This window comes from Pseudoalteromonas sp. J2K-J979 (assembly GCF_058169715.2).
The window spans coordinates 3,365,530-3,377,879 of sequence record NZ_CM200281.1; the positions used below are offsets into that span (position 1 = coordinate 3,365,530).

The following is a 12,350-nucleotide window of genomic DNA, read 5'->3' on the forward strand; positions in this document are numbered from 1 at the left end:
TTATTTATCCACAGATGCATAAAATCTATTCACTCACCATTCGTTGATATTAGCTAATATGGAGCAAATTTGCGCGAAATCCATTTACACCTTCTTGTCTCATGAATTTCTTTGTTATGATGAAGACAATAAATATTGTAGGACCCCGTAATGTTTGATCTCAAAACACTTTTTTATACGAGTTTTTGTATCACATCCGTAATGTGTTTACTTAACTTCTTAACGTGGCGAGCAAACAAAAATATACCCGGGACTCTACTCTACGTTTTTTATCCTATTTTTGTACTGGCAGCCTTAACTGGTTTTTTTACTCATAGCCAGCATGGTCATTTTAACCATATAGGGTTAGCAATAGGCTATAATTTACTTTTTGCGGCATCCATAGTTCAAGCCCTCGCGCTCTATCGCTTTTTTGAATTTAACCAACTCAGTTTACGGATATTTTTATACCTAACAGTACTGCTGTCACTGGTGATTAGCTGGAGCTTATTTTTCAGTGAAAGCCTACAAATGAGAATTCTCATTTACGATCTACAGCGCGTTTTTGAAGGCTTGTTCCTAAGCTATCTATTTATCAAAGTCGCATTAAAACGCTACCCCAATGCCAGCATTATTTACTTGCTGCATTTTAGTTTATTGATCGCTGTATTTACAATTCGCAGCCTTTGGTTACGCGATCTAGACTCATCGGCCATAATCAAAAATAACTGGTTCAGTATTGCTATTTTATTCATTGGCATTGTCACTCCAATGTTCTATGCCACAGGAATAGCTGCGCTGTGTAATGAGCGGCGTTCAGAACATCTAAAAAAGCTCACCGAAAAAGCCCAAAAAGATGCAGAACTGCGAGGGCTGTTCTTGTCCACCATGAGCCATGAAATACGCACACCACTCAATGGAATTTTAGGCAGCGCACAATTAATCATGCACCAAACTCGTGACTCACAAAATAAACGTTATTGTGAAGCTATCATCAATTCAGCCGAATCTTTAAATGTGTTGGTTGATAATGTCCTCAATTTTGCCACTGTGGATCAAAGCTCAGACAACCTCAATGAAGAAGATGTTGAACTAAAGCCTTACCTAGAAAGCATTTGTTTGCTCTCAAACCCGGTCGCGGAACAAAAACGGATCGAGTTTAATTTCAACTTCAATTTACCCGAAAAGTCATGCTATTACTGCGATCAACAGCGGTTGAGGCAAGTACTGCACAATTTACTCAATAATGCGATTAAATTTACCGATAAAGGGGAAGTGAGAATGGAAGTCGAGCTCATTCGATCGACAGCCTTAGAGCACACCCTCAAGTTTTCTGTCCACGACAGCGGACCCGGGATCGAAGCTGATGAGATTGAGTACCTCACTGAGCCCTATTTTCAAAACAATACAGGTAAAAGCAAAGGGGGGACAGGTTTAGGCTTAGCCATCACCAGCCGTATTTTAGCTAAACTCGGAAGCCAACTCGAGATTAACAGTGAATTAGGGAAAGGCAGTGTGTTTAGTTTTACGCTGACTCTTGGTTTAGGCGAATTAAGTTTGGTGGAGCAACGCCATCAATCAAGTCACTACCTAACAGGTCTGTCAATTTTACTAGTTGAAGATCTGCCTCTTAACCAAAAAATTGCTATCGAACTCATGGCCGCAGATGAGCACAAAGTTAAATTAGCCAACGATGGGCAAAGTGCTATTGACTTAATGCAGCGACATCAATTTGATGTAGTGCTCTTAGATATGAATCTGCCTGACTTTACCGGCCAAGAAGTGATTAAACGCTTAAAACTATTGGAGCATAAAAACCAGCGCACTCCTATTTTAGCGTTTACTGCCAGTGTCAGTGCCGATGAAATTGAAGAATACCTAAAACTAGGAATTAAAAACGTCGTAGCCAAACCCATTAAGCAAGCTAAGTTACGAAAAGCATTAGCTGACTCTCAAAAAGCCCCTGTACCTCTTCATACTTTAAACCTGAATGCTATTTTATACGATACCAGCGCCGCACAAGCCTTAGAGAGTACCTTCGATGATAATGAATTATCCGCCATCTATAATGAATTTGTGTTATCGGCACGAAGTAAACTCAAGCGATGTGAAGAGCTGATAGAAGCTGATCCTGAGCAATGCATTAAGATCCTACATCGCCAAGCCAGCACCGCTCTACAGCTTGGTTTTAACTTGTATGGGATGGAATTAAAAAAATTAGAGCGACGCCTGCTCGACAACAAATTAAGTATTAACTTAGAGCACGCGGTTGAATTATGGCAACAAAGTCTAGCCCAATACTTAAAGCACGTGCGCAGCACTTTATAACGATTAGCGGGTAGGTATAAAAATACCGGCCCGTTTTTCCCTTTTAGAAAATAATTGCAAGATGGTCATAAGTGACAGGGCTGAAGCAACAGCTACCATTTTTGCGTTAAATTCAAAAACAGTGCTAACCATTAAACGGTTTGCCCATCGCTTCTACCCGCAAGACTTAAAATGAAGATCTCCATAATTAAATCTGTATGTACCACGAATCTGACACCACTAAATAGCTCACCTTATAAAGTGTCCATCATCCCTACAAGCCCCATTCTTACGACTTTAGAAAAAATAGAGACTAAAAAGACATAAGAAGATTTGAGTTCTGTCGCTCGTTCTGATGATATCAACCTTTAATTACTCCATGGATTGTTTGTATGCCCAATTTATATCTCAGTACCATATTTATCATCATGATGATGTTTACGCTAAGCCTCTGTGCCCATGAGCGCTTTGATGATGGTCCGTATCTTATTTATCAGCAAGAACGGCTAATGCAATTTGATGTAAAACAAGACCAACTCACAGTCGCCCCCTATTTAGGGCCATATTCAATCCCTGAACACTTTAGCATTGCAGAAAAAGATACTTATACTGATGTCAAGAAATGGGCTGCTATCAGTGACATTCATGGCCAAGTATCTATTTTTATTGACTTACTCAAGAACAATAAAGTAATAGATGAGCACCTTAATTGGCAGTTTGGCCAAGGCCATTTAATCATTACTGGTGATATTTTTGACCGAGGTGACACCGTCACCGAAGCACTTTGGCTAGTTTATAAGCTCGAACAGCAAGCCGAAAAAGTCGGTGGAAAAGTCCATTACCTATTAGGAAATCACGAATACATGGTGCTCAGAGGAGATGAACGCTACTTGCACCCTAAATATGTCTCTACACTGGCCGTAATGAAAACAGACCTCAAAAGCTTATTTTCTGCTCATACCGTGCTAGGCCAATGGTTACGAAGCAAAGCAACGATAATTAAGCTCAATCAGTTAGTGTTTTTACATGGTGGTATTCACCAAGACTTTATTGATTTAAATTTAAGCCTCGAGCAAGCCAACCAACATTTTCGTGACACTATTGGTTTGAGCAAAAAAGACATGTTGAATAACTCAACTCAGGTTGCGCTTCATGCCACAACCGGCCCAATTTGGTATCGTGGTTACTTTCGTGATGCTGAGTTACAACAAACTGATGTAGAAAATATTCTCCACGCACTTAATGCAAAACGCATCGTGGTGGGGCACACTTCGTTTGAGCAACTTGAAACTCGTTTTAACAATAAAGTACTCGCCATTGATAGCTCTATCAAACAAGGAAAAAAAGGTGAGTTATTGATGTGGCAAAACCAGCAATTTATTCGAGCAAACATGCAAGGTCATCATGTATCATTCTTTGTTGATTAGTACGCTCTGCCTTCATTGAATAAACAGCTGTTTATCGTAAATTATCGGCTGTTTATCGCGCTTACTCGACTTAGTGCGCATTTTTAGCCATGCTAAGCCACACTATAAAAACAACGGCAACTTAGCATGAAAATTATCAAAACTCACCTCGCACTCGCTATCGGTTTAGCACTCTCCAGTGCCGCACCAATGAGCGTTGCATCTGAAGACGTCACAGCAAAAGACACCGCTTCAGAAAAGTGGGATGTACTCAACCCACCGGGCGAACAACAAACCATCACCATCGATACCACAGAAACCACCTGGAGTAACCTCGACGTCAGTCCTGATGGAAAAACCATCATGTTTGATATGCTCGGTGATATCTATACTATGCCTATTTCAGGCGGTAAAGCGACGGCTATTACCAATGATCGCGCCTGGAACTTCCAACCTAAATTTTCTCCCGATGGTACCAAAATCGCATTTATCTCAGACCGAGAAGGTGCTGAAAACCTTTGGGTGATGGATGTCAATGGCGACAACATGCGTAAAGTATCAGATGAATCTCACAATCTGTTACATAACCCAGCTTGGTCACCCGATGGCCAATACATTGCCGTTAAGCAAGGTCAAGTCACCGGGCGTACCATCCCAGGTGGTTCAATCCGTATGTACCATATCTCAGGTGGTAAAGGTGTCTTAGTACGTGATCGCTTACACGGTAAAAAGTCTCAAAAGAATGTCGCTGAACCGGCTTTCTCTGTAGACGGTAAGAAAATCTATTATTCAGTCGACGCAACTGCGGGTGTGACATGGCAATATAATAAAAACGCACTTGGCTCAGTCTTTGAAATTCGCTCATGGGATCTCGCGACCGGTGAAGAAGAAACGGTTATCCGCGGTTCAGGTGGCGCAATCCGCCCTACACCTAGCCCTGATGGCAACTCGATTGCATTTGTGAAACGCGTTGAAAATGGTACAGAGATGCAAAGTGCACTCTATATCAAAGATCTTAAATCTGGTATTGAAACTGAAATTGTTGCCGGTCTTGACCGTGACTTACAAGAAGCCAATGGCGCACAAGGGAACACCCCAGCATTTGCCTACACTCCAGACGGTAAAGCGTTAGTGTTTTGGTCTGCGGGTCTGTTTCATAAAGTCGATATCGCCAGTAAAAAATCATCGGTTATCTCAACACAAGTCGTTGCTGAAAAAAATATTACTCCTGCACTTAAATTTGCTGTAGACGTTGCACCCGATACATTTAAAGTCAAACTAGCGCGCTGGTCGCAAATTTCTCCCGATGGAAAAACAGCCCTATTTCAAGCATTAGGTTATTTATACACCAAAGACATTAAGTCAGGTAAAGTTAAGCGTCTGACTAGGCAAAATGATCATTTTGAGTTCTACCCTAGCTTCTCACGCGACGGAAAATACATTGTCTATACAAGTTGGGATGATCAAGATTTAGGCGCTGTTCGCGTTGTTTCAGCCAAAGGTGGTAAAAGCAAAGTCATTTCACAAGAACCCGGACATTATATCAACCCAAGCTTTTCTCCTGATGGCAAGCAAATCTTATATCGAAAAGTAACGGGTGGCTTTTTACTTAGTGGCGATTGGTCGATGGACCCTGGCATTTATTTAACGGATCGTAAAGGTAAAAATCATAAACGTATAACCAAAAAAGGGGATAACCCGCACTTTGGCGCCGATGCAAATCGTATCTACTTCAATGTATCAAGTGGTGAAACAAGCCGCGAGTTAAAATCGGTTGACCTAAACGGCCAGCAAGAACGTTCTCATTTCAAAGGCGAATACATCTTTGATTACCGAGTCTCACCAGACGGTCAATATGTGGCTTTTATTGAAAACTTCAATACCTTTGTAGCCCCCTTTACTAGTACAGGTAAAACACTGTCGATTAATAAAGGTGCCAAGTCATTGCCTGTTAAACAAGTCTCTAAATACTCTGGCGATTTCTTAAACTGGAAAGCAGACAGCAGCGCGTTAACCTGGGCATTTGGCCCTACTCTTTATCAACGCAAATTGACGGATACCTTCGCCTTCTTAAAGGGCGCTGCAGATGATGTGAGCGAACTTACCGCCGAAGGCATTGATTTAAGTTTCGATAAAAAAGCTGATAAACCAGAAGGCTTGCTTGCTTTAGTGGGTGGTAAAATCGTGACCATGCGCAATGCCGACCAAGAGCAAGAAATCATTGATGATGGCGTGGTCCTGATTGAGGATAACCGCATTATTGCCGTCGGCACACGCAGCGATGTAACGATCCCTAAAAAAGCCAAAGTCATGGATATTTCAGGCAAAACTGTGATCCCAGGTCTGGTGGATGCACATGCACATGGCAGTTACGGCAGCCGTAACTTACAACCTGAGCAAAACTGGAATCAATTTTCCAATGTCAGCTTTGGTGTCACCACCATTCACGACCCTTCAAATGATTCAAACGAAGTGTTCTCAATGGCAGAGCTACAACGTGCAGGTTTAACGGTTGCACCACGTATTTATTCTGTAGGTCGCATTTTATACGCTGGTCACGCACCGGGTTATAAAACTCCAATCAGCAACCTTGAAGATGCGCAATTCCACGTAAAACGCCTCAAAGACGCAGGTGCTATCTCAGTTAAGAGTTATAACCACCCACGCCGAGATACACGTCAACAAGTCCTAGAAGCGGCCAAACAAATGGAAATCATGGTCGTGCCAGAAGGAGGCTCTAAATTCCAACAAAACATGAACATGATCATTGATGGTCACACGGGTCTAGAGCACGCGCTACCGATCCCACATATTTACTCGGACGTTGTACAAATGTGGAGCCAGACTAAAGCAGGTTTCACACCGACCTTTAATGTTGCATACGGCGGTATCAAAGGAGAAGATTACTTCTACAACACCACCGAAGTCTGGAAAAATGAGCGTTTAAAATCATTCGTACCAGAGTACATCCTTAACCCGCGTTCAATCCGCCGCGAAAAGGCACCAGAACACCACTATAACCATATCAATGCAGCGCAATCAGCCAAACAGCTTCGTGACAAAGGCGTCACTGTTCATATCGGTGCGCATGGTCAACGAGAAGGGTTAGGTGCGCACTGGGAATTATGGTCAATGGCGCAAGGCGGTTTCTCTGCTTGGGAAGCACTGCGTAGCGGGACCATCGATGGAGCAAAATACCTCGCCCTAGACAACGATATCGGCACCATCGAAAAAGGGAAACTGGCTGACTTAGTAATCATAGAAGGTGATGTATTGAACGATATTCGTCAATCTGAAAACGTCGCATATACAGTCCTGAATGGCCGTATTTACGATGCTGCAACCATGAACGAAGTCGGAAACTACGACCGAAAACGTCAACCATTCTTCTTTGAAAATGGCAACATTGCGCCAATGCACTCAGCAACTGAAGCCTATATGGAAGAAAAAGCACACACGTATCATTGGAAACATTAATCCGTTAAGTGCAAACAAATAAAAAAGGAGGTCGATGACCTCCTTTTTCATAAAATCTCGTTACAGGACTCTTACCTAACTAGGTAACATCACCAACATCGCCGCTACTGCGATTAATAACAAGCCTATCGTATCCTGTTTTTTCGGTTTTTGTTTTAGAAATATCAACGAAACAAGTAGCATAAAAAAAACTTCAATTTGCCCGACCGTTTTCACATAAGCAACCTGTTGCAAACTCATCGCACTAAACCAACCTATCGATCCTAAGCAGCTTGTCAGACTGACCGCAGCTGTCATTTTTTTATACTTGAGTAAATGACGAAAAGTGCGTGGTTGCGTGATGATCACATACCCAGATAATACCAATGTTTGTAAAGTGATGACTAACCATAGCACCCACGCTGCGCTGTGCGGAAATGGCAAATCAAGCGCAAGACTGGCCTCTCTCACCCACAGTGAGGTCAGAGCAAATGCTGTACCACAGGTTAACCCTAATAATACTGTGGGAAAATTAAGCTGCCGAACACTTTTAACCCCACTCAAGATAAAAACAGCCAAAGTCCCTAGCGCAACACCAAACCAACCTAATAGCGTTAAACTACTGCCAAAAAACCAGCTTCCAAGTAGCGCAGCCATTACCGCTTCGCTTTTAGCTAATCCTGCACCGACCGCATAATTTTGTAGTTGAAATAACTTAACCATCAGTGCCGTCGCGACTATTTGCATTAACGCAGCAGCGACAACAAAGCCACTGAGTTCAAGATTAAATATCGGTTTTTCTACAGGGTTTAATTGATACAAAACCCATAAGTACAGACCCGCTATCGGACTGGCAATAATAAAACGCGCCAGTGTTACTCCCGCAACACTGACGTTATCACTGAGCTTACTTTGCAAAGCATTACGAAACGCCTGCATAAAAGCCGCTAAAACAGTAAACGCTATCCATGCCATATCTAAAGCCTATTGATTATTTGACCCCTCACTTGGCGAACTTAAATGAGAAGTGAGTTTGGGCGCAACCATCCCTTTAAGTAAACGACCAAAAATATCAGCACCAGTGATGATACGCTTTTGCTCAGCCCACACTAAGACCACATCATGATCTATCGCACCATCAAATGATTTATCAGTCGAATGACTAGCACGAATTTTCAAAATGACTTCACTGAGCCTTAACCCCTCATCAGTAACAACTATCGGTCGGTGGCAGTAATGATAAGGGTCGAAAGTGTCAGGTTCAAATAACGCAGCGCGTAAAAACCCATCCGCGTCAACCACGAGCAAAGGCCAGTTTTCTTCATTGGTAATAATCACCCAACTATACCCAGACTTATGAAGCGTTCTCAAAAAGTCATTATCAGCGGCCAACGTTAGCTCAGGAAAAATCGGTAAATCTAGCTTCGTGGGTAACGAAATAATTGAATCTGGATCGATTATTTCCCCTTCCTTAGTGACCGTAATTTCATCTAACGCAAAGAAGTTAAGCGCACCAATCCCTTCAACGTGGTGAACATCAGCCTCTTCTGCTTCAATGTGTTTACGAATAATGCCGCGTAATTCACTTTCAGCAAAATAAGTGATGCCTTCTTTACCTAACCATGCATCGAGCACCAAAGCCGTCGGTTTCGCGACAATATAAAATAGCAGTTGATAAAAGCGAATCAGCGGTGACAACATACTGGCCATTTTTAACGCATTACGCGAAAAATAAGCCTGTGGCGTGATTTCACCCACGATTGTAATCGCAATCGTCGAGAACAAGAACGAGCTGACTCCCATCAGCACTGAATCAGAAAGTAATGTGAGTAAAACATTGATACCCACATTACCCCATAAAATAGTCGCTAAAAGAAAGTTCGAATCATCTCGCAGCGCCATAACTTTTTTAGCAGCTTCATTGCCTTTACTGCTTTCCATTTCTAACTGCAAACGGCTTAACGAGAAAAATGCCAAGTTTAAGCCAGAAAATATTGCCGACTGTGAAATACAAACAGCAATTGCACACCAAATCATGACCTCAAATGTCATTGTTTTTCCTAATTAAAAAATAATTAAAGTAGCAACAAACTACCTAAACCAAGAAACGTTACAAAACCGACAATATCTGTGACTGTTGTTAGAATCACTGAACCAGATAAAGCAGGATCGATTTTCATCTTATCTAAAATTGATGGGATCACGACCCCAGACAACGACGCGGCAATAAGGTTTAATAGTATTGCCACCGTAATGGTTACACTCAGCATTGCATCATTAAACCATGCAAAGGTTAGAAGGCCGATCACCAACGCCCAGACAAAACCGTTTACCGCACCCACCCGCAGCTCTTTTTTCAATAAAGCACTTCGGTTAGAGTCGGTTACCTGACCAAGCGCTAAACCGCGCACAATGACCGTTAGTGTTTGACTACCGGCAATTCCTCCCATCGAGGCCACTATTGGCATTAATACTGCCAACGCCACGACTTGTTCAATCGTTGCACCAAATAAACCGATAAACCACGAGGCTAAAAAAGCCGTCGCTAAATTTATTCCTAACCAAATCCCCCGGTTTTTCGCACTTTTTCTGACACTCGCAAACAGGTCTTCGTCTTCGCGTAAACCACCTGCTTTTGCCGCGGCTGAATCAATCGCTTCTTGTCGTAATTGATACGCTGATGCCAAACTTAAGCGACCTATTAGTTTTTGCTCCGCATCCACTACGGGCATCGCTGCGCGTCCCGATAAAATAACAGCTTCCGCAGCTTCATACAGATCATCTGTCGCATTCAACGTAGTGATATCTTGATTAATCATCGCATAGAGCTTTTGCCCTTCTTCAGCTTGCAAAATATCATTAATCGCAACTTCACCTGACAATTGACCTTGCCTAGTGGTGGTGTAAAAAACATCCGTAAAAGCAGGAATCCCTTTGAGGATTTGCTTTCTAACACTAGGCATAATGAGCTTTTCAGATACCTTAACAAAATCAAAATCTAACCAATGCCCAAGTTCTTCAGCTGAGTATTTTTGCGCGAGGTCATATTGTTTTATTTGCGCTTCATCGAGTTGCTTTTTGGCATATTCAATAAACCGCTCAGGAATGACCTCTTCTAATTCAAGTAACTCCGCAACATTGACTTCATCCAATAATTTGAAACAATCGGCATCATCTAAGGTATGCAATAACCATCGACAACTGTCATCACCCAAATTAACGAAAATTTCATGTTGGGTATCATCATCAAGTAATGCCCAAATCTCCATCCGCTGATCTTTTGGGATCGCTTCAAATAACAAAGACAAATGCTCAATTGACAATGTTTCTTGAGCATCGGCGAGTAACGCTCGCTTTTGCGCTTGATTTTCGCATTGTAGAAGCGCATCGATTAAATTTGGCAATTGATCAATTGGGTACTCTACCATCTAAAACCCCTTCTGATTTTTAGTTCTTTAACGACTTAACGTATTTAGAAAGTAAAAAGTCACAATTAATTGTGACTTTTTACTTTCTAAATACGTTATTCTTAATAGTAATACAAACCATTTTGTATGTTAGGAAGTTCACGCATGAATGATATAGAAAAAGCACTTAAAAAAGAATTGTGTAAAGACACCGAACACGACTTAACACAAACGAAACACCACAAAAACAGCGTCTTAATCGAGCGCGCTATTTCCAGTGCCAATAAACATCAAGGTGTCACTGATTTAGCCGTACTTGGCACAACATCACTGTGGATTGTGTTTATCAACTTATTCACCCAACTTCTAAAACCGACTTTCCACAAGCACAACTATACGGACAAAAGCGATGAGCAATCAAACAATATCAGATAAAACTATCTCGACCTTACACGAAGTCTGGCAGGGTTTTTTACAATCGACACCCGATTTTATCGCTGGATTTGTTCTAGTTTTAACTGGTTGGTTATGTGCCTTCTTAATCAAAAAAATCATCACCAAAGGACTGAATAAATTTCAATTACCCCGATTGCTCGATGCAATTGGTTTAACCGAGTTACTCCAAAAAACTGGCTTTCAAATTACCGGTAGCCAAATCATTGCAACCCTTTTCTCGACATTTGTCTTTTTACTGTTTTTCTTAGCGGCATTAGATACCTTGGGCCTCACTGTTTTATCAGGCTTAATTGATACCTTAACTTTATTTTTACCTAAAATATTAGCAGCATTTTTTGTAATGATTTTTGGTTTTTTTGTTGGGCAAATTGTGTTCAAAAGCACCAAGTTTGCTGCCAAAAACGCAGGTATCGATTATGGACGCTCTTTAGCTGAAGTTTGTCGAGGCATCATCATTGTCATTACACTTTCATTAGCTATTACGCAATTAGAAGTTGATGTGAGCCTACTTAACACCATTATTTCAGTCATCACCGCAAGTGTTGGTCTAGCTGCCGCCATCTCCTTAGGGATTGGGACAAAAACAATGTCAAAAGAAATTGTTTCGGGTGTTTATTTACGTGATTTATACAAAGTGGGCGATCTTATCCGAGTGGATGATATTGAAGGTAACATAGTGTCTATCAGCAGTGCGACCTCGCGGGTGATCACGGAATCTGGCGATATTATTACGATACCCAATACTTTTTTACTGGGTAACAAAACAACAAAAATATCACCAAAACCAAAAACTAGCGATTAAATTTGCCACAATTTAATGAAGAGCAACTTGTTATACTTGCGCAAGATGCTCTGCCTTACGATGCAAGTTTTTATCAACTGTTAGTGCAACCTTATGTGACGCAACTTAGGGGCTATTGCGCGCGCCTACTCAATGATAAACACGAAGGTGAAGATGCAGCACAAGAAGTATTAATTAAAATTCTTCTCAATTTAAAATCGTTTGAGTGGCAACAATCATTTCGGTCATGGGTGTATAAAATTGCACATAATGAATGTATCGACCGCATTCGTAAAAATAGCCGTGTATCATTTGATGATGAATTTAATTTGGAAGAGATTCACATCGAATCTAAACCACAGGATTTGCAGCACTTACTTTCCTCCGTTTTGGAGCAACTCAATTGGCAAGATCGGAATATAATGTTGTTACGGTATCGCTCTGGCCTTGAGTTTTCTGAGATCGCGCAAATTGTCAGCTTGAAATTATCGGCTGTTAAAATGCGTCACACTCGGGTACTCGACTTTTTAAATCAACACATCGCCTCATCTACTTAAC

The 12,350-nt window shown here is 41.5% G+C and carries 9 protein-coding genes; 6 read left to right on the plus strand and 3 right to left on the minus strand.

Annotated elements, in window-relative coordinates; all coding sequences use genetic code 11:
* Positions 1-150: 150 nt before the first annotated feature.
* The 3 genes from AC3KVK_RS15390 (at position 151) to AC3KVK_RS15400 (ending at position 7,169) form a co-directional block, all read left to right on the plus strand.
* Positions 151-2,307 (plus strand): ATP-binding protein, encoded by a 2,157-nt coding sequence (locus AC3KVK_RS15390; RefSeq protein WP_490313622.1) that lies wholly within the window; start codon positions 151-153, stop codon positions 2,305-2,307.
* Between the two features lie 371 nt (positions 2,308-2,678).
* Entirely contained in the window at positions 2,679-3,713 is a 1,035-nt protein-coding gene (locus tag AC3KVK_RS15395; protein WP_490313623.1) for a metallophosphoesterase, read from the plus strand.
* Between the two features lie 126 nt (positions 3,714-3,839).
* Positions 3,840-7,169 carry an amidohydrolase family protein gene (locus AC3KVK_RS15400; protein ID WP_490313624.1) on the plus strand — a complete coding sequence of 1,110 codons (3,330 nt, stop codon included), beginning with the start codon at positions 3,840-3,842 and terminating at the stop codon, positions 7,167-7,169.
* 75 nt (positions 7,170-7,244) lie between these two features.
* Here AC3KVK_RS15400 and AC3KVK_RS15405 read toward each other — a convergent pair whose 3' ends face one another.
* From AC3KVK_RS15405 to AC3KVK_RS15415, 3 genes are read right to left on the minus strand one after another with little or no spacing between them, the layout of a single operon-like run.
* Positions 7,245-8,123: an EamA family transporter gene (locus AC3KVK_RS15405; protein ID WP_490313625.1), complete on the minus strand. Its 879-nt coding sequence runs from the start codon at positions 8,121-8,123 to the stop codon at positions 7,245-7,247.
* 9 nt (positions 8,124-8,132) lie between these two features.
* Positions 8,133-9,200: a DUF21 domain-containing protein gene (locus AC3KVK_RS15410; protein ID WP_490313626.1), complete on the minus strand. Its 1,068-nt coding sequence runs from the start codon at positions 9,198-9,200 to the stop codon at positions 8,133-8,135.
* 23 nt (positions 9,201-9,223) lie between these two features.
* On the minus strand, positions 9,224-10,576 hold the full coding sequence (locus tag AC3KVK_RS15415) for a magnesium transporter (protein ID WP_490313627.1): 1,353 nt from the start codon (positions 10,574-10,576) through the stop codon (positions 9,224-9,226).
* Between the two features lie 144 nt (positions 10,577-10,720).
* On the opposite strand from AC3KVK_RS15415, the gene AC3KVK_RS15420 reads away from it, so the two are divergent.
* Genes AC3KVK_RS15420 through AC3KVK_RS15430 form a run of 3 tightly spaced genes read left to right on the plus strand, consistent with a single transcriptional unit; the run spans position 10,721 to position 12,349 of the window.
* A complete protein-coding gene (locus AC3KVK_RS15420) occupies positions 10,721-10,990 on the plus strand; it encodes a hypothetical protein (RefSeq protein WP_490313628.1) in 270 nt (89 codons plus the stop codon).
* Positions 10,965-11,813 carry a mechanosensitive ion channel family protein gene (locus tag AC3KVK_RS15425; RefSeq protein WP_490313629.1) on the plus strand — a complete coding sequence of 283 codons (849 nt, stop codon included), beginning with the start codon at positions 10,965-10,967 and terminating at the stop codon, positions 11,811-11,813. The genes AC3KVK_RS15420 and AC3KVK_RS15425 overlap by 26 nt, the downstream gene beginning before the upstream one ends.
* A gap of 2 nt (positions 11,814-11,815) precedes the next feature.
* Positions 11,816-12,349 (plus strand): sigma-70 family RNA polymerase sigma factor, encoded by a 534-nt coding sequence (locus AC3KVK_RS15430; RefSeq protein ID WP_490313630.1) that lies wholly within the window; start codon positions 11,816-11,818, stop codon positions 12,347-12,349.
* The last annotated feature ends 1 nt before the right edge of the window (position 12,350 follow it).